Source organism: Luteimonas sp. KH_071, from assembly GCF_057838005.1.
On record NZ_CM174458.1, the window covers coordinates 3517501 to 3534948 of the forward strand.

Here is a 17448-nt window from a genome sequence, read left to right on the forward strand (position 1 = left end):
TTTTTGCGTGGTCGCCCGGCGTCTACAGGAGCGCGCTCGCGCGCGAACCCGCATCGCGAATCGATGCCGCGACGCAAAGCGCACCGCTCAATTGAACGCGAGCCGCACCCCGAACCCGACCAGGCACGCACCGGCGCTCCGCCGCAGCCACGTCGCGATGCGCGGATCGCGTGCCACCTGCGCACGCAGCGCATGGCCGGCGAGGATCAGCAGCGAGCAGTACAACAGTCCCAGCAGACAGATCAGCGCCGACATCGTCGCGAAGGTCGCGAAACCGCGGTGCTGCGCGGGATCGATGAACAGCGGAAAGAACGCCATGTAGAACAGCACGGCCTTCGGGTTGAGCAGCGTGATCAGCACGCCCTGGCGGAACCAGTGGCGGTTGCCCAGCGACACCACGCCCGCGCCGTCGCCGCGACTGCGCAGCAGCTGCACGCCGATCCATACGAGATACGCCGCGCCGATCCATTGCACGCCACGGAACAGCATCGGGTTGGCGGCGAGCAGCGCGGCCACGCCGCCCGCGGCCAGCCACAGCAGCACCTGGTCGCCGAGCGCCAGGCCGAAGAACGCCGCGTAGCCGCCGCGCACGCCGCCCCGCGCGGTGGCAGTCAGCAGCGCGAACGTGCCGGGTCCCGGAATCGCGAGGAATACGAGCACCGCGACCACGAAGGTCGGCAGATCGGAAATGCCCATCCAGCCCATGTCGTCACCGCCGCCGATCGAGCACGAATGATACGCAGGCGATGCGCGGTTCCTGGGCTGCGCCGGGCGAACGCGGTGGCGGTTCACGGCCTCTCGTCGGCGCGACTGGCATCGTGTGCAGTCGCGGGCATCGACGCAGGGCGGCCACACGGCCGGGAGGCGATGGTCGCAATCCCTGCCGCCGGAGATCCCCATGCATTCACGTCGCACTTTCCTGTCCGCCGCCGCGCTCGGCGCCGCCAGCCTCGCCGCCGCGCCGCTCATCGCCCATGCGCAGACCACGCCCGGTGACGTCCTGCCGACGCAGGGCCGTCGCGCGCCCAGCCCGTTGCCGACCAATCCCGCGGGCGGCCGCAAATACCGCCCCACCGCGCGCGTCGGTCTCGGCGGTGCGCCACTCGGCAACAACTGGGCAGTGGTCACCGAAGACGACGCACAGGCCACGCTGGAAGCGGCGTGGGAGGGCGGCATGCGCCTGTTCGATACCTCGCCCTGGTACGGCCTCGGCCGCTCAGAGCGTCGCTTCGGCCACGTGCTGGGACAGAAGCCACGCGAGGAGTACGTCATCTCGAGCAAGGTCGGTCGCCTGCTGACCGCCACCAGGGAAACGCCGCAGGTCAGCTGGAAGGATCCGCCGCCGTTCGCCTACCGCTACGACTACAGCGCCGCGGGCACGCGCCGTTCGGTCGAGGACAGCCTGCAGCGCCTCGGTATCGATTCGCTCGACATCGTGCTGGTGCACGATCTGTCGCCCGATAACGGCGACATGGGCGAGCGCTGGCTCGAATACTTCGAGCAGGCGCGCACCGGTGCGTTTCCGGAACTGACGAAGATGCGCGAGGAAGGCCTGATCAAGGCCTGGGGCATGGGCGTCAACACCCCGGACCCGGCGATGCGCGCGATCGAGGTCAGTGATCCCGACATCTTCCTGCTCGCCTGCCAGTACTCGCTGCTCGACCACGCGCAGGCCCTCGAACACACCTTCCCCAACCTCGCCACGCGCGGTATCTCGGTGATCGTCGGCTCGCCGCTGCTGGCCGGCTTCCTCGCCGGTCGCGACCGGTATCTCTACGGCTCCCAGCCAGTGCCGCCGGACGCGCAAGAGAAGCGCGCGAAGGCTGAAGAGATCGTGCGCGCGCATGGCGTCGATCTGCGCACCGTTGCGTTGCAGTTCGCCAATGCACCCGAAGTGGTGTCGGCGATCGTGCCGGGCTCGCGTAATGCCGAACAGGTGGCCGCGAATATCGAATCGATGTCGGTCGCGATTCCGGCAGCGGTGTGGTCGGATCTGCGCGACGCGCAGATCATCACAGCGAACGCGCCGGTGCCGACCGCGGGCTGATTCCAGACGCGCGATGCGGACGGCGCCCGCGCATCGCGCACACTGCCCGGAGCCGGGGATTCCAGCCTCTCGCTCCGGGCGGCAGCCGGAAGGTATGCGCGGGCCGTCGGCCGCTGACGTGTGAGGTCTCCGCCGATGTCGTGAATGGGGACCTGACGCATACCACGATCGGGTGTTCGGATTGCGGCCCGCGCGATCGGCGTACGCCGGACCGGTGCCACGGCATCACCAGGGAATCCGAACGGCTCACTGCGGCGTAGGAATCGGCAACCACATGTCGAGTGGCGTGTGGCCATCCCCTTTCCTGTTCCGGAGATTCCCATGCGCATCTGGCTCACTGCACCTCTCGCGGCTCTCATGGCAACCACGGCGCACGCTGCCGGCCCTGAAGCCGGACGCTTTTCGATGTCGCTGGTCGGCGGCGTGGACATGCCGGTCAACGGCGAGGTCCATGACGGCGCGATCGCCGCCGTGCCGGACCTCGGCCCCCTGAATCCGGCACTGGCCGGCGTGAATGCCGAACTTCGCATCGGCGCGCGCGAGCACGACCGCATCTACGACCTGGCCCAAACGGTGGGCGTGGAATTCGCCTACGCGTTCGACGACCGCTCCGAGCTGTTCGGACAGGTACGCCGGACCGAGGCCGACGACGGGACCGTGCAGGTGGGCGGGGCCTTCGTGCCGGCGCTGGCCACCGAGCTCCCGGTCTTCGGCACCTTCAGCGACTACAAGGCGGTGTCGGCCGAGCTCGGCTACCGCTACTACTTCGGCACGCCCGGCTACGCACGCCCGTTCGTCGGCGCGCGCGCCGGCGCCGCCCGCGTCGACGAGATCCGCGCGACGTTCTCGATCCCGGATGCGGGCATCACCATCGCCGATGCCCCGTTCTACGACTCGGGATGGATCGCCACCGGCGGCCTGGATGTGGGCGTGATCATGCCGGTCAGCGAGCGCTTCAGCGTCACCCTGGCCAGCGGCGTGCGCTACATCGCCGATCTCAAGGACGACGACAGCGCGATCGGTGGTCTCGGCCTGGCGTCGATCAACGACACCGGCAGCCGGTTCTCCGTGCCGGTCACCCTGTCGGCGCGCTGGGACTTCTGACATCGACTTCCTGCCAGCGCGCACGGCGCGCTGGCAGGTCAGGATCGCTCAGCGCAACCCATCGGCGGGCACTCCGCGCGCGTCTTCGCGCATCCCCGCGCACTTCTTCCGTCAACCCGACGAGGTTGCCGTCGGGATCGCGCAGAAACCCGATCCACAGCGCGTGGTCAGGCCTCTGTGCGGCGAGTACGAGTGGGCGTTCTGCAGTCGCACCGCGGGTCACGCATGCGTCGGACGCCGCGACGATGTCGCCCTTGCCGACTACAGCACCGGGTTGCGCCCGGCCTCGCCACCACCCTGCGGCGCGCTGAGCATCAGGCGCACACCGCCCGCATCGAGGAACGCGAGCCCCGGGCCGGCGCGGAACAGGAATTCGAGTGCAACCACGTCGCGATCGAAGCGCCGCGTCGACGTCGTAGACGGTCACCGCGACCTCGCGGAATGCGACCGACGGCATGGCCTGCTCAGGTGCGCTCCGTGGAGAGGTCGACCGGCGCGAAGCGCGGCACCTCGATGCCATCGACATCGACGGTTCCGACGAACATCGCATGCGGCCGCACCCACAGCGCGCTTTCGCCGTACAGCGGCCGGTACACCACCACCGGTTCCAGCGTCTCGCTGTGCCGCGCCACGCCGATGACGTCGTAATCGCGCCCCTTGTAGTGGCGGTAGCGGCCCGGCGCGAGTGCGGGCAAAGCAGGCAGATCGGACATCGGCGTCTCCGGTGAGAGGGTGAGGATCAGCGGCGTGCGCGGGGCGCGCGATTGTTCGTCGAAACCAGCAGGCCGAAGCCGTAGACGAGCAGACCGACCACCACCACGGCGCCGCCGACGATGCGGCCGAGATCGCGCGCCTCGCCGTCGGTGGCGAACAGATGGATCGCGACCAGCACGCTCGCGCCGATCAGCAACAGGCAGCGGCCGACCATCACCACCGGCCGGGTGAACCGCCGCTTCGCTTCGTCGATCGACCGGCTGCGCTGCATCGTCGTCGCCTCGTGTTCCGTCCGGCCTGCGAGTTTCGCATGCAGGCGCAGCCGCTGAGACGGCGCCCGCTAGAATCACCGGATGAATCCCACGCTCGTCCTGCTCGCCCTGATCCTCCTGCTCGTCGCCATTGCGACCGGCATCCTCGTCGTCCTGCTGCTGCGCCGGCCCGGCCAGGGCAGCGACGCACTGGAGCGCGTGCTGCGCGAGGAGCAGCGCGATGGCCGCGGCGAACTGCGCCAGCAACTCGATGCATCGGCTGCCTCGCAGGCACAGCGCATCGACGCCTTCGGCGCGCAGCTGCAGGCCGTCGCCGCACGCACCGACCAGCGTCTGGACGAATTCACCACGCGCACCGACGCGCGACTCGACGCGTTCACCCGCACCACCGACGAACGCCTCGGCGTACTGCGCGCGGCGTTGACCGAGGACGCGCGCAAGACGCGCACCGAAGGCGCGGAGCAGCAGCAGCGCTTTGCCGACGCACTCGGTGCACGCCTCAACGAACTCACCCAGCGCAACGAACAGCGCATCGGCGAGATGCGCACGACGCTGGAGCAGCAGCTGCAGCGCCTGCAGGCCGACAACGCCAGCAAGCTCGACCAGATGCGCGCGACCGTCGACGAAAAATTGCAGACGACGCTCAACACGCGCCTGGATGCCTCGTTCAAGATCGTGTCCGAGCGCCTGGAACAGGTGCAGCGCGGCCTAGGCGAGATGCAGCAGCTGGCGACCGGCGTGGGCGATCTCAAGCGGGTGCTGACCAACGTCAAGGACCGCGGCGGCTGGGGCGAAGTGCAGCTGGAGAACATCCTCGAGCAGACGCTCACCATGGAGCAGTACGCGCGCAGCGTGCGGGTGAAGCCCGACAGCGCGGAGGCCGTGGATTTCGCGATCCGTCTGCCCGGGCGCGGCGACGACACCGTGGTGTGGCTGCCGGTCGATGCCAAGTTCCCGCGCGAGGATTACGAGCGTCTGATCGATGCGCAGGAGAACGGCGACATGGATGCGATCAAGACTTCGACCGCGCAGCTGGAACGCGCGATCCGCGTGCAGGCGAAATCGATCAGCGATAAGTACGTGTGCCCGCCGCACACCACCGATTTCGCGGTGATGTTCCTGCCGACCGAAGGCCTGTACGCCGAAGTGATCCGCCGCGCCGGACTGGTCGATCTGCTGCAGCGCGAACATCGCGTGGTGCTGGCCGGACCGACCACGTTCACCGCGTTGCTCAACAGCCTGCAGATGGGCTTCCGCACGCTGGCGATCGAGAAGCGCTCCAGCGAAGTCTGGCAGGTGCTGGGCGCGGTGAAGAGCGAGTTCGGCAAGTTCGCCGGCATCCTCGAAAAGGCCGAGAAGCAGATCACCACCGTCGGCAAGAGCCTCGGCGAAGCCAGCCGCAAGACCCGCACGATCGAGCGGCGCCTGCGCGGCGTGGAATCGCTGCCGGGCCCCGACGCGCAGGCGCTGCTGGGCGAAGCGCTGGACGACGTGGCGGGCGACGAGGACGACGAGGGCACGCAGGAGACATAGCGCCGCCAAGGCCTGCACATGCAATGCGGTTCGCCGCGCTCGATCCGTCCGAAGGGCGCCATCGACACCTGGGTGCGGCGCTAAGATCGGTGCTCCTCCGACTCGTGAGCACACCGCCATGACCGCACCGCTGACCGACATCCCGCTCAAGACCATCGACGGCGACACCACCACCCTCGCCGCCTATGCCGGCAAGGTGCTGCTGGTGGTCAATGTCGCGTCCAAGTGCGGACTGACGCCGCAGTACGCAGGCCTCGAAGCGCTGTACCGGGAGAAGCGCGATGCCGGCCTGGAAGTGCTGGGCTTTCCGGCCAACGACTTCGCCGGCCAGGAACCGGGCAGCGATGACGAGATCCAGCAGTTCTGCAGCCTGAGCTACGACGTCAGCTTTCCGCTGTTCTCGAAGATCGCGGTCACCGGCGAGGCGATCCATCCGCTCTACACGGCACTGACGAGTGCGCAGCCGGAAACGACCGGCGAAGGCCCGATGCGCGAGAAACTGCGCGCCTTTGCGCCACCGAATCCGGCGCCGGGCGTGTTGTGGAATTTCGAAAAGTTCCTGATCGACCGCCACGGGCACGTGGTGGGCAGGTTCGCGCCCGACGTGACGGCGGATGATCCGCGCGTGCGCGCGGCGGTAGAGGCGGCGCTGGCGGGGAATTGATTGCTGCGGACGCTGTCTGCGGTGTTTTTATATGCCTCGGGGCTCTGGTCTGCGTCGGATTTCATGCTTGAAGCTCCCTCACCCCAACCCCTCTCCCGAGGGGAGAGGGGCTTAGAAGCGCATGAGCGTGCATGACACTCGCCCCTCTCGGGGGGAGATGGGCTCAGGATCGCTTGGCCGTGCATGAAACGAGCCCCTCTCCCTCTGGGAGAGGGGTTGGGGTGAGGGCCGCTTTTCGCAGCAGTGCGTGTATACGCTCGGTTCGGCGGAAGTGTCCAAACGCGTGATGCATCCGCGTGTCACCGGGTTTCCCGACAGCTGGTGCTTCGTCCCCTCCCAACCCTCCCCCGTGAAAAACGGAGGGCTACAAGCAAAAGCCCCGCGTTCGCGGGGCTTTTGCTCTCAAGACTTCAGCGCACCCAAATCATCAATTCGACGGCGACAGCGGAATGATCGGCATCACGTCGACCGGCACGGTCGGCATCGCGTCGTCGTCGTAGAGATAGTCCGGCAGGCCGGCTTCATCGTCGTCGCGGTCGGTGCGGCGCACCGACTCGATCTGGTAGGCGCGGCGCTGCATCCATGCGTCGCGGATCAGTGCGTATTCGTCGGTCGCGCCCTCGCGCATGCTGTCGACGGCGAACAGGCGCGTGCGCAGGTCGACCAGCTGCAGGCCCTGCAGGCCGTAGCGCCACGGATCGTCGCCGACCTGGCGCAGCGGCGACAACGGTGCGTCACCGACCAGGCCGAACCCGTCGCGCAACGTGCGCGGACCGAACAGCGGCAGTTCGAGATACCGCGAATCGCGCCAGCCCCAGACGCCCATCGTCTGGCCGAAGTCGGCGCTCTGGTTTGGAATTTCCGCATCCGTCGCCGGGTCGAAGATGCCGCCGATGCCCAGCGTGCTGTTGACGACGAAGCGGCCCAGCGACTGTCCCGCGGCCTTGGGACGGCCCTGTAGCAACGCGTTGAGCGCGCTGACCGGCTGGCCGAGGTTGCTGAAGAAATTGGTCACGCCCAGGCGCACCGGGCGCGGGACGACCTTCGCGTAGACCTGCGCCAGCGGCTTGGCGAAGCCGCGGTCGATCGCACTGTTGAACGCGAACACCTTGCGGTTGAGCGGCTCCCAGGGATCGTAGCTGCGCGGCATCTGCGCGGCCTCGGGCAGCGTCGGATCGTAGATCGGGTCGTAGACCGGCTCGCCATACAGCGCGGCATAGTCGAGTTCGGCGTCGGTCGGCGTGCCGTTGGCAGGCGCGGCATCGCCCGCGACGCGCGCGGCATCGTCCAGGACTTCGATGACTTCACCCGTATCGGGTGCGGTCGGCACGTCGGCTGCGTCAGCAGCCTCGACGGTCGGCACCGTGTCGATCGCAGGCGCAGCGGCGGTATCGGCCACGGGCGGAGGCACGCCGTCTCGAGGTGTGCCAGTGCCGGCACAGGCGGCGAGCGCGAGGGATGCAACCAGCGGCAACAGGAAACGGAACGGGGCGAGGCTCGACATCGTGGGAATCCCGAGGAGGGCCGGATTGGATGGAAGCGTCACGCGGACACGTAAGCCAATGTCGGCGTCAAACGATAGGCGCGGCAGAGTTCGGCCAGACCCGGGGGCGTGCCGTCGACCGCCAGTGCGCCGTCGCCGGCAAGTTCGGCCAGCAAGGCGAGACCTGCGCTGTCGAGCGTGGTGACGGCGGACAGGTCCAGCCGCGCGGCGCCCGCGCGACCGGCCTGCGCCAGTAGCCACAGCGACGGGACCGACGCGGCGACGACATCACCGGCGAACGCCAGCGCATTGCCGTCGCGTCGGACCGAGGCCGCGGCCGCGCCCATCACTCGGCAGTCGCCTGGATCTGGCCGCTGCGCAGCTCGCGCGCGACTTCCGGAATCGACTTGCGCTGCAGCGGGGTGTCGAACTGCTCGCGGAAGGTGCGCACGAACGACACGCCTTCCACCATCACGTCGAACACCTTCCAGGTGCCGCCGCTCTGGCGCATCAGGTAGTCGACCGGGATCGGCTCGCCGCCGCTGCGCAGCAGTTCGCTCGACACGCGCACGCCCAGGCCACGCGGCAGCGGGGCTTCGGACTTGATGCGCACGCGCAGCTGGGTGTTGAAGTCCAGCAGCGACGAGCCGTACTTGCGCATCAGGTTTTCGGCCAGCGCGTCGCCGAACAGCTTGACGTCGGCATCCGACGCGCCACGACCATGGCGACCCAGCACCTGCCGCGCCGCGTAATCGCGGTCGAACATGGTGTTGAATTCGCTGTCGATGAAGGTCTGCAGCGCGCCGCGGTCACGGGTGAATTCAGCGCGGCGCGATTCCAGCGTCCTGAGCACGCGCTCGGTGTTGCCCAGCACCAGCTGGCTGGGCGAACCGGCCTGCGCGGTGCTGGCGGCGGGCGCGGCAGCCGGGCGCGCCTGCGCGAACGCGGCGGCGGGCAGCACCAGTGCGGCGGCGAGGGCGAGCGGCAGGGCGCGACGGATCAGGGGCATGCGGATCATGGAAGAACTCCTTCGTCACTGGGGGATGCGTCGGGCGACGCGGTGCCGGCTTCGGGCGCGGCTGGCGAGGCGGCGTCGGCACCTTCGCCGCCGCCACCGAACATGTACTTGCCGACCATCTGCATCAGATCCACCGCCGGCGAGGTGAACGCGATTTCCTCGCCCGGCTGCAGCACTTCGATATCGCCGCCGATCGACAGGCCGAGGTAGCTCTCGCCGAGCAGACCGCCGGTCAGGATCGCCGCCGAGGTGTCGGCCGGAATTTCGTTGAAACGGTCCTCGATCTGCATCTTCACGATCGAGTCGAAACGCACCGGATCCAGATCGATGCCGGTCACCCGGCCGATCGTCACGCCACCGACCTTGACCGGCGCGTTGGGACGCAGCTGGCCGAGATTGCTGAAGCGCGCGTTGAGCTCGTACGTGCCGCCGCGGCTGAAACCGAACTGGCCATTGGTCGAGGCGATCGCAAGTACCAGCAGCGACGCGAGCGCGAGCAGCAGGAATGCACCGACGGCGAATTCGAGACGGGGACCACGGGTGCTTGTCATGGGTGTCACCTTTGCAGCGGACCGCCGGACGCGGCAGTGAAAGAAGGAATCAGCGTTCAGGCCGCCGACATCAGCGGAACAGGAAGGCGGACATCACGAAATTGAACATCAGCACGAGCAGCGAGGCGTTGACCACCGCGCGCGTCGTCGCGACCGAGGTGCCCTCGATCGTCGGCTCGGCGTGGAAACCGACATACGAGGCGACCAGCGCGGCCGTGCCGCCGAACACCGCGGACTTCATGAACGCGGTCAGGAAGTCGCTGCGGAAATCGACTGCGTCCTGCATCGACTGCCAGAACATGCCGTTGTCGATGCCCAGCACCTGTACCGCCTGGAACCAGCTGGCCGACAGCGCGAGGCTGCAGAACAGCGCGGTCAGCAGCGGCACGCAGATCACCGCGGCCCAGAAGCGCGGCGCGACGACCTTGGCCACCGGATCGATCGCCATCAGGCCGAGCGCGGTGATCTGGTCGGTGGCGCGCATCAGGCCGAGTTCGGCGGCGATCGAACTGCCGGCGCGGCCGACGAACAGCAGCGCGGTCAGCACCGGCGCGAGTTCGCGGTACAGGCCCAGGCCGATCAGCACGCTGACCTGGTTGCTGGCGCCGTAGGTCTCCAGCGCGCGATAGCCCAGAAGGGTGAGCGACAGGCCGACGAAGGCGCCGCCGACGGCGATGATCGGCAGCGACCGGCCGCCGATCTTGTAGATCTCGCGAACCAGCTCGGAGAAGAAATCGGCGGTCGGCTTCGATGCACGCAGCACCGACAGCGAGAACAGCCCGGCGCGGCCGAGCGAGCGGATCGCAGCGGTCATCGTGCGGCCTCCGTGCGGGCGAGATCGCCGCGGTCGAATGCGATGGGGCCGTCCGGCTCGCCGTGCAGGAACTGGCGCACCAGCGGATCGGTGCTGGCCTCCAGTTCGGCCGGCGTGCCCTGGAAGACGATGCGGCCGTTGGCGATCACGATGGCGTGGTCGGCGATGGGCAGCGTCTCGTGGACGTGGTGGGTGACGATGATGCTGGTCAGGCCGAGCGAGGCATTGAGCCGCGCGATCAGACTCATGATCACGCCCGAGGCGATCGGGTCCAGCCCGGTCAGCGGCTCGTCGTAGATCATCAGCGGCGGGTCCAGCGCCAGCGCGCGGGCCAGCGCGACGCGGCGCGCCATGCCGCCCGACAGTTCGCGTGGATAGAGATCGACCGCCGTGCGCAGACCCACGGCCTGCAGCTTCATTGCCACCAGACGCGCGATCACCGGCTTCGGCAACTTCGTGTGCAGACGCAGCGGCAGCGCGATGTTCTCGCCTGCGGTCAGGTCGGTCAGCAGGCCGTTGCCCTGCAGCAGCACGCCGATGCCCTTGCGCAGCTCCAGCAGCTCGCGCATGCGGGTGGGCACGGGCTGGCCGAAGACTTCGACCGTGCCCGCAACCGGCACCAGCTCACCGGTCAGCGCGGAGAGCAGCGTCGACTTGCCGCTGCCCGACGGGCCCAGCACCGCGGTCACGCTGCCACGGGGCACCGACAGATCGATGCCCGACAGCACGGTGCGTCCGCCACGGTCGAGGCGGACATCGCGCAGCAGCACGGCAGGGGCGTTGGCGTCGGGCATTCGGCTCGGGGGATCGTGTCGGGATGTCCGCGCCGCAAGCGCGCGAAGCCGCAGAGGATGGCGGGGACAAACTGAATCTTAACCCAGCCGGTGTACTGGCGAGTACAGAAATTGTCCCGGGAGCGGGGTGGAGTGTCCCGGTCACGAACGCAGACAGGCGCAAGTGCGCCGACCAACGGGCAACGCGATCGGTGCGATGCAGGTGGATCGGCGCGGGCCATTTCGACCTGGCCGATCGGCCCGTCTCTGCGATGACCGTGCGCCGAGCACGGGGACTCAGCCGTCTGTCGCCCCCAGGAAGGCGCTCGCCTGATTCACCGCCTCGCGTGCATAACGCGTCACGCCCACCAGGGTGGCGGAGGCGGCACCGTTCCAGTCGCCGTATCCGAGCAGCCACACCGAAGGTTCCGCGATCGAACGCACCCTTGACTCATCGACCGCCACCAGCCCCTGGTCGTTGATCACACCGAGCGCTCGCAAGTGCGACAGCGCGGGCCGGAAGCCCGTGCACCAGATCACCGCATCGATCGGCTGTTCGACGCCGTCCTCCCATCGCATACCCTCGGGTGTGAAGCAGACGGGAGGCCTTCGCGCCGTCAGCACGCCACGCGCACGTGCGTCCTTCACCGGCGCCACCATGACGATATCGCCGAAGCCGCCGGCCGGGATGTCGGGCGCGCGCCCTTCCTGCTGGGCCTTCCATTTCTCGGTCGCGCGCTGGAACAGCACGCGTCCGTCCACCGCGTCGGGCAGGAATTCCGGTTCTCGCTCGGTGATCCAGATCGTCTCTGCGACTTCGGACACCTCGGCCAGAATCTGTGCGCCCGAATTGCCGCCGCCGATGATCGCGGCCCGCTTGCCGGCGAATGCCGCAGCGTCCGTGTACTCGCCCGAGTGCATCTGCTGGCCCGCAAACGCCGGCAGTCCGTCATACGGCGGCACATAGGGGCGCCGCCACGTCCCGGTCGCGCTGATCACTGCCCTGCCCCGCCAGCGCCGACCGTCCGTCGACGAGACGATCAGGCCCTCGTCAGAACGATCGATGCGGTCCACGAAGACCGGTCTGGTGACGGGCAGCGTGTATTTTTGCTCGTAGCGCGTGAGGTAATCGATGACCTCCGCCCGGTCGGGATAGGGGCCATGAGCCGGCGGCATCGGCCAGCCTGGAATCGAACTCCACTCCGCGGGCGAGAAGAGGTGCAGGGATTCCCACGCATGCCGCCAGGCGCCGCCGGGCGAGGGTTCGGCATCGAGAATCACGTAGGAGAGACCGGCGCGGCGCAGGAAATACCCCGCAGCCAGCCCTGCCTGACCGCCTCCCACCACCACGACGTCGACACTTTCCATGGATCTCCTTCAGGCACCCCGGGCGGGATGCGCGTGCGTTGTTCCGGTCAGTCTTCGACGCGGGTTGCCAGGGCATCCAGATAGCGTTCGGCGTCGAGCGCGGCCATGCAGCCGAAGCCGGCGGACGTGATCGCCTGCCGGTAATGCTGGTCGGTCACGTCGCCGGCGGCGAACACGCCCGGCACATTGGTCGAGGTCGCGTTGCCGTCGATGCCCGAGCGGATCTCGAGGTAGCCGTTGTGCATCGCCAGCTGACCTTCGAACAGGGTGGTGTTCGGCGTGTGGCCGATCGCGACGAAGAAACCGTGCACCGCGATCTCGCGGGTGCTGTCGTCCTGCACCGACTTCAGCCGCAGGCCGGTCACGCCTGCATCGTTGCCGAGCACCTCGTCGACGGTGTGATGCCACACCGGCACGACCTTGCCGGCCTGGATCTTCGCGTTGAGCTTGTCCTGCATGATCTTCTCGGCGCGCAGCGTGTCGCGGCGATGGACCAGATAGACGGTCCTGGCGATGTTCGACAGGTACAGCGCTTCCTCGACCGCGGTATTGCCGCCGCCGACCACGGCCACGTCCTGGTCCTTGTAGAAGAATCCGTCGCAGGTCGCGCAGGCCGACACGCCGCGGCCCTTGAACGCCTCTTCCGACGGCAGGCCGAGGTACTTCGCGGTCGCACCGGTGGCGATGATGATCGCGTCGGCGGTGTACGCGCCGCTGTCGCCCTTGAGGCGGAACGGCCGCTGCGACAGATCCGCGGTGTGGATGTGGTCGAAAATGGTCTCGGTATCGAAACGCTCGGCGTGGGCCTGCATGCGCGCCATCAGGTCCGGACCCATCAGCCCGTGTGCATCGCCCGGCCAGTTGTCGACCTCGGTGGTGGTCATCAGCTGGCCGCCCATCTGCATGCCGGTGATGACCACCGGCTTGAGGTTGGCACGGGCGGCGTAGACGGCCGCGGTCCAGCCGGCGGGGCCGGATCCGAGGATCAGGAGCGGGATATGTCGGCTGGTCATGGCTGCATGATTCCTGGCATCGGGGGAGGGAGAGGCGCATTTACCGGCGCAACGCGACACGCCCCGGCGGGATGCGCGCAGAAGATTCGGAGGCGCCTGGGTGTCGATCCCGGGCCGGCCTGCGCCGCATTACGTTTCCAGACAAGGACCGACACGCCGCTCGAAGAGGCATTGCATCTTATATTCCATAATTCTAGAATAATGGAATCAAATGAGCGGGACAAGCGACGTGCAGGACCTACCCAACGTAATCCCGGGCGCTCTGGACATGCCGACGGCCGAGAAGCTGAAGGAATGTCCGACCCTGACCCATCGTCCGCGGATCCTGATTCTCTACGGTTCGCTCAGGCCCCAGTCGTTCAGTCGCAAGCTGGCGCTCGAGGCACAGAGACTGCTGGAACAGCTCGGCGCGGACACTCGGCTGTTCGACCCGCACGCACTCCCGATGCTCGATTCCGTCCCGGCCACGCATCCCAAGGTCCAGGAACTTCGACAGGCCTCGCTCTGGTCGGAGGGTCATGTCTGGGTGAGCCCGGAACGCCACGGCACGCTGACGGCGGTGTTCAAGAACCAGATCGACTGGCTGCCGCTCGAAGACGGCAGCGTACGTCCCACCCAGGGCCGCACCCTGGCCGTCATGCAGGTCTGTGGTGGGTCGCAGTCCTTCAATGTGGTCAACGCCCTGCGCGTCCTGGGACGCTGGATGCGCATGGTCACCATTCCGAACCAGTCTTCGGTCGCGAAGGCCTGGCAGGAGTTCGATGACGCCGGACGGATGCGACCCTCGCCCTACTACGACCGCGTCGTCGACGTCATGGAAGAGCTCGTCAAGTTCACGCTGCTGGTGCGTGGACGCAGCGACTACCTCGTGGATCGCTACAGCGAGCGCAAGGGCGCCGTCGAGGCGGCGGCACTCGCCGCGGCCGCCGGCGTCGTGGAAACAGACCTGAGCGAAGAGGAAAGCGCATGAACGCCGTCATCTATCACAACCCGGAATGCGGCACCTCGCGCAACACGCTGGCACTGATCCGCCACGCCGGGATCGAACCGCAGATCATCGACTACCGGACAGATCCGCCGGACCGGACCCGTCTTGCCGCACTGATCACAGCCGCCGGACTGACCGTTCGCGACGCGATCAGGCAGAAGGGCACGCCTTATCTCGAGCTCGGGCTGGATGACCTCGCCCTGGACGACGCGGCCTTGCTGGATGCCATGCTCGCGCACCCCATCCTGATCAACCGTCCTTTCGTGGAGACGGAAATGGGCGTCCGTCTGTGCCGACCTTCGGAGGTCGTGCTGGAGATCCTGCCCGCGATCGACAGCGCGTTCACCAAGGAAGACGGCGAAGTCGTCGGCCAGTGACGCATGGGCGTACCGGGAACGCGGACGCGTCTCCGGTCCGCGGCATGCCGCACCTTCGCGCGGCACGGGATCGAGATCCCGCAGGTGCAGCGGCGGCCTGTCCTGCAAGCCGGCATCTCGTCACGTTGGCGCCGGCGCCCGATAGCGCGGAGTCACTGAGCGAATTGCGACGCCCAGATTATTCGAGTATTTTGGAAACATGGAACATACGAACGCGACCCAAGCGCTTTCCGCACTGGGACATGGCACCCGACTGGCGGTGTTCCGCCTGCTGGTCCAGTCCGGACGCAGTGGCCGGCTGGCCGGCGATATCGCCACGACGCTCGCGTTGCCGGGCGCCACGCTGTCATTCCACCTCAAGGAACTCGCGGCCGCCGGGCTGATCACCGGCGAACCGCGCGGCCGGGCCATCTGTTACCGCGCCGATTTCGACGCGATGAACGCACTGGTCGGCTACCTCACCGAGAACTGCTGTGCCGACGACGCGGGCGACTGCGCGCCCGTCGGCACCTGCGCCTCCTGATACCCCCGTCATTTTCCCACCGAGCCGACACCGATGATCCGACGCGTCCTGTTCCTGTGCACCGGCAACTCCGCCCGCAGCGTGCTGGCCGAAGCCACCCTCCGCGCCTGGGGCGTGGGCCGCTACGAGGCCTACAGCGCCGGCAGCCAGCCCGCCGGCCAGGTGAACCCGTTCGCCATCGCGCAGCTCGAGCGCGAGGGCTTTCCCACCGACAACCTGCGCAGCAAGTCCTGGGACGAGTTCTCGGCCGAGACCTCGGTGCCGATGGACCTGATCGTCACCGTCTGCGACAGCGCCGCCGGCGAGAGCTGCCCGATCGTCCATGGGGATTACGTCCGCGTGCACTGGGGCCTGTTCGACCCGGCCGCGGTGACCGGCAGCGACGCCGACAAGCGCGCCGCGTTCGCCAGGGCGCACGCGATCATCCAGAAGCGCATGCGTGCGTTCCTCGACATCCGCGACGCGGTCTGGGCCGACAAGGACGCGGTCAAGGCACTGCTCGAACCGATCGCCGACGTCGAATGAGCACGCCCGCACCTGAGCCCGCGCCGGGGCGCCTGTCCTTCCTCGACCGCTGGCTCACGCTGTGGATCTTCGCAGCGATGGCGCTGGGCATCGCGCTCGGCACCCTGTTCGACGGCCTGCCGGACGGATTGAACGCGCTGAGCTGGGGCAGCACCAATATCCCGATCGCGATCGGCCTGATCCTGATGATGTATCCGCCGCTGGCCAAGGTGCGCTATGCGGAACTGCCGAACGTGTTCCGCGACAAGCGCGTGCTCGCGCTGTCGCTGGTGCAGAACTGGCTGATCGGGCCGTTCCTGATGTTCGGACTGGCGGTGCTGTTCCTGCGCGACTATCCGGAATACATGACCGGCCTGATCCTGATCGGTCTGGCGCGTTGCATCGCGATGGTGCTGGTGTGGAACCAGCTGGCGCGCGGCGACAACCAGTACGTCGCCGGCCTGGTCGCGTTCAACTCGGTGTTCCAGATCCTGTTCTTCAGCGCATACGCCTGGTTCTTCCTGAGCTGGCTGCCGCCGGTGTTCGGGCTGGAAGGCAGCGTCATCGACGTCAGCATCTGGACCATCGCGCAGGCGGTGCTGGTGTATCTGGGCATCCCGTTCCTCGCGGGCTACCTCACCCGGCGCTGGCTGGTGAAATCGAAGGGCGAGACCTGGTACGAGACGCGCTTCCTCCCGAAGATCAGCCCGATCACGCTGGCCGCGCTGCTGTTCACCATCGTCGCGATGTTCAGCCTCAAGGGTGCGGACGTAGTGCGGATTCCGATGGACGTTGTGCGCATCGCAATTCCGCTGACGCTGTATTTCCTGATCCAGTTCGTCATCAGCTTCTGGATGGGCAAGCTGATCGCCAAGGACTATCCGCGCACGACGGCCATCGCGTTCACCGCGGCCGGCAACAACTTCGAGCTGGCGATCGCGGTGGCCATCGCCGCGTTCGGTCTCGCTTCACCGGTCGCGTTCGCGGCGGTCATCGGGCCGCTGGTCGAAGTGCCGGTGCTGATCCTGCTGGTGCACGTCGCGCTGTGGATGCAACGCCGCTGGTTCGGCGGCGCACCCGCCTGATCGCACGCCGGCGCGGCGGGTCCGCCCTCAGGGAATCGAGGGCGGACCCGCCGCGTCACCGGCCCGTTCGACCAGACGTGTCAGCAGATCCAGCTGGGTCTGCTGCTGGACAAGCAGCCGCATGATGTCGTCGCTGCGCATCGCATCCATCTTCTCGTGCAGCGCCATAATCTCGAGCTCCGCCTTGAGATTGACCGCGTAGTCGTAGCCCGCCATCTGCCGGTCCTTCGACGCCTGCCGGTTCTGGCTCATCATGATCACCGGCGCCTGCAGCGCGGCGACCATCGACAGCATCAGGTTGAGGAAAATGTAGGGAAACGGGTCGAGCGCATCGGTGCCCAACGCGCCGGTGTTGAGCACCACCCAGCCGACGAGCGCGGCGAGAAACAGCACGATGAAGGTCCACGAGCCGCCGAACGCGGCCACCCGGTCGGCGAGCGCTTCGCCGAACGTCGCCCGGTCCAGCAGCTTGCCCGGATCGGTGGACGTCACCCGGCGATCGATCGCCAGCTGCACGATTCCGCGCGTGGCCGGATCAAACTCCGCGCTGTTGCCGCCGAACCAGCTTCTGGCCCGGGCGAGATAGTCGAGGTGTGGCTTGGGCTGCATGGTCGCGC

Annotated in this window: 22 protein-coding genes; 9 read left to right on the forward strand and 13 right to left on the reverse strand. The window is 67.8% G+C overall.

The window, feature by feature from the left end:
- Nucleotides 1-87 precede the first annotated feature (87 nt).
- Entirely contained in the window at nucleotides 88-696 is a 609-nt protein-coding gene (locus AC3IRM_RS16155; protein WP_489204106.1) for a LysE family translocator, read from the reverse strand.
- A gap of 202 nt (nucleotides 697-898) precedes the next feature.
- Here AC3IRM_RS16155 and AC3IRM_RS16160 point away from each other — a divergent pair, with 202 nt between their 5' ends.
- Both AC3IRM_RS16160 and AC3IRM_RS16165 read left to right on the forward strand, forming a co-directional pair.
- The gene (locus AC3IRM_RS16160) at nucleotides 899-2047 is read left to right on the forward strand and encodes an aldo/keto reductase (RefSeq protein WP_489204107.1); all 1149 of its coding nucleotides are present in this window, start codon (nucleotides 899-901) and stop codon (nucleotides 2045-2047) included.
- 405 nt (nucleotides 2048-2452) lie between these two features.
- On the forward strand, nucleotides 2453-3151 hold the full coding sequence (locus AC3IRM_RS16165) for a hypothetical protein (protein ID WP_489204108.1): 699 nt from the start codon (nucleotides 2453-2455) through the stop codon (nucleotides 3149-3151).
- Between the two features lie 261 nt (nucleotides 3152-3412).
- Here the strand turns inward: AC3IRM_RS16165 and AC3IRM_RS16170 are convergent, their stop codons facing one another.
- The 3 genes from AC3IRM_RS16170 to AC3IRM_RS16180 all read right to left on the reverse strand — a co-directional run bounded on the left by AC3IRM_RS16170 (nucleotide 3413) and on the right by AC3IRM_RS16180 (nucleotide 4136).
- A complete protein-coding gene (locus AC3IRM_RS16170) occupies nucleotides 3413-3538 on the reverse strand; it encodes a hypothetical protein (protein ID WP_489204109.1) in 126 nt (41 codons plus the stop codon).
- Nucleotides 3539-3615: 77 nt separating this feature from the next.
- A complete protein-coding gene (locus AC3IRM_RS16175; RefSeq protein WP_489204110.1) occupies nucleotides 3616-3864 on the reverse strand; it encodes a DUF1653 domain-containing protein in 249 nt (82 codons plus the stop codon).
- Between the two features lie 26 nt (nucleotides 3865-3890).
- Entirely contained in the window at nucleotides 3891-4136 is a 246-nt protein-coding gene (locus tag AC3IRM_RS16180; RefSeq protein WP_489204111.1) for a hypothetical protein, read from the reverse strand.
- An 82-nt stretch (nucleotides 4137-4218) separates the two neighbouring features.
- On the opposite strand from AC3IRM_RS16180, the gene AC3IRM_RS16185 reads away from it, so the two are divergent.
- Nucleotides 4219-5670, forward strand: coding sequence for a DNA recombination protein RmuC (locus AC3IRM_RS16185; protein WP_489204112.1), 1452 nt, complete (start codon nucleotides 4219-4221; stop codon nucleotides 5668-5670).
- A gap of 118 nt (nucleotides 5671-5788) precedes the next feature.
- The gene (locus tag AC3IRM_RS16190; protein ID WP_489204113.1) at nucleotides 5789-6334 is read left to right on the forward strand and encodes a glutathione peroxidase; all 546 of its coding nucleotides are present in this window, start codon (nucleotides 5789-5791) and stop codon (nucleotides 6332-6334) included.
- 427 nt (nucleotides 6335-6761) lie between these two features.
- On the opposite strand, the gene AC3IRM_RS16195 is transcribed toward AC3IRM_RS16190, so the two are convergent.
- The 8 genes from AC3IRM_RS16195 to trxB form a co-directional block, all read right to left on the reverse strand.
- The gene (locus tag AC3IRM_RS16195) at nucleotides 6762-7838 is read right to left on the reverse strand and encodes an MlaA family lipoprotein (protein ID WP_489204114.1); all 1077 of its coding nucleotides are present in this window, start codon (nucleotides 7836-7838) and stop codon (nucleotides 6762-6764) included.
- A 38-nt stretch (nucleotides 7839-7876) separates the two neighbouring features.
- On the reverse strand, nucleotides 7877-8164 hold the full coding sequence (locus AC3IRM_RS16200; protein ID WP_489204115.1) for an STAS domain-containing protein: 288 nt from the start codon (nucleotides 8162-8164) through the stop codon (nucleotides 7877-7879).
- A complete protein-coding gene (locus AC3IRM_RS16205) occupies nucleotides 8164-8826 on the reverse strand; it encodes an MlaC/ttg2D family ABC transporter substrate-binding protein (protein WP_489205950.1) in 663 nt (220 codons plus the stop codon). The genes AC3IRM_RS16200 and AC3IRM_RS16205 overlap by 1 nt, the downstream gene beginning before the upstream one ends.
- Before the next feature lie 5 nt (nucleotides 8827-8831).
- Entirely contained in the window at nucleotides 8832-9386 is a 555-nt protein-coding gene (gene mlaD, locus AC3IRM_RS16210) for an outer membrane lipid asymmetry maintenance protein MlaD (RefSeq protein WP_489204116.1), read from the reverse strand.
- Between the two features lie 70 nt (nucleotides 9387-9456).
- A complete protein-coding gene (locus tag AC3IRM_RS16215) occupies nucleotides 9457-10200 on the reverse strand; it encodes an MlaE family lipid ABC transporter permease subunit (RefSeq protein WP_489204117.1) in 744 nt (247 codons plus the stop codon).
- Nucleotides 10197-10994 (reverse strand): ABC transporter ATP-binding protein, encoded by a 798-nt coding sequence (locus AC3IRM_RS16220; protein WP_489204118.1) that lies wholly within the window; start codon nucleotides 10992-10994, stop codon nucleotides 10197-10199. The genes AC3IRM_RS16215 and AC3IRM_RS16220 overlap by 4 nt, the downstream gene beginning before the upstream one ends.
- Nucleotides 10995-11270: 276 nt before the next feature.
- Entirely contained in the window at nucleotides 11271-12341 is a 1071-nt protein-coding gene (locus AC3IRM_RS16225; RefSeq protein ID WP_489204119.1) for an ArsO family NAD(P)H-dependent flavin-containing monooxygenase, read from the reverse strand.
- A gap of 47 nt (nucleotides 12342-12388) precedes the next feature.
- Nucleotides 12389-13354, reverse strand: coding sequence for a thioredoxin-disulfide reductase (gene trxB, locus AC3IRM_RS16230; RefSeq protein WP_489204120.1), 966 nt, complete (start codon nucleotides 13352-13354; stop codon nucleotides 12389-12391).
- Nucleotides 13355-13565: 211 nt separating this feature from the next.
- Between trxB and arsH the strand changes: the two genes are divergently transcribed.
- The 5 genes from arsH to arsB all read left to right on the forward strand — a co-directional run bounded on the left by arsH (nucleotide 13566) and on the right by arsB (nucleotide 16831).
- The gene (gene arsH / locus AC3IRM_RS16235; RefSeq protein ID WP_489204121.1) at nucleotides 13566-14324 is read left to right on the forward strand and encodes an arsenical resistance protein ArsH; all 759 of its coding nucleotides are present in this window, start codon (nucleotides 13566-13568) and stop codon (nucleotides 14322-14324) included.
- Entirely contained in the window at nucleotides 14321-14719 is a 399-nt protein-coding gene (gene arsC / locus AC3IRM_RS16240; RefSeq protein WP_489204122.1) for an arsenate reductase (glutaredoxin), read from the forward strand. The genes arsH and arsC overlap by 4 nt, the downstream gene beginning before the upstream one ends.
- A gap of 199 nt (nucleotides 14720-14918) precedes the next feature.
- Nucleotides 14919-15242 carry an ArsR/SmtB family transcription factor gene (locus AC3IRM_RS16245; protein ID WP_489204123.1) on the forward strand — a complete coding sequence of 108 codons (324 nt, stop codon included), beginning with the start codon at nucleotides 14919-14921 and terminating at the stop codon, nucleotides 15240-15242.
- 33 nt (nucleotides 15243-15275) lie between these two features.
- Nucleotides 15276-15767: an arsenate reductase ArsC gene (locus AC3IRM_RS16250; protein ID WP_489204124.1), complete on the forward strand. Its 492-nt coding sequence runs from the start codon at nucleotides 15276-15278 to the stop codon at nucleotides 15765-15767.
- Nucleotides 15764-16831 carry an ACR3 family arsenite efflux transporter gene (gene arsB / locus AC3IRM_RS16255; RefSeq protein WP_489204125.1) on the forward strand — a complete coding sequence of 356 codons (1068 nt, stop codon included), beginning with the start codon at nucleotides 15764-15766 and terminating at the stop codon, nucleotides 16829-16831. Before AC3IRM_RS16250 ends, arsB begins: the two co-directional genes overlap by 4 nt.
- 27 nt (nucleotides 16832-16858) lie before the next feature.
- Here arsB and AC3IRM_RS16260 read toward each other — a convergent pair whose 3' ends face one another.
- Complete coding sequence (locus AC3IRM_RS16260; protein ID WP_489204126.1) at nucleotides 16859-17440, reverse strand: DUF1003 domain-containing protein; 582 nt, start codon at nucleotides 17438-17440, stop codon at nucleotides 16859-16861.
- Between the last annotated feature and the right edge of the window lie 8 nt (nucleotides 17441-17448).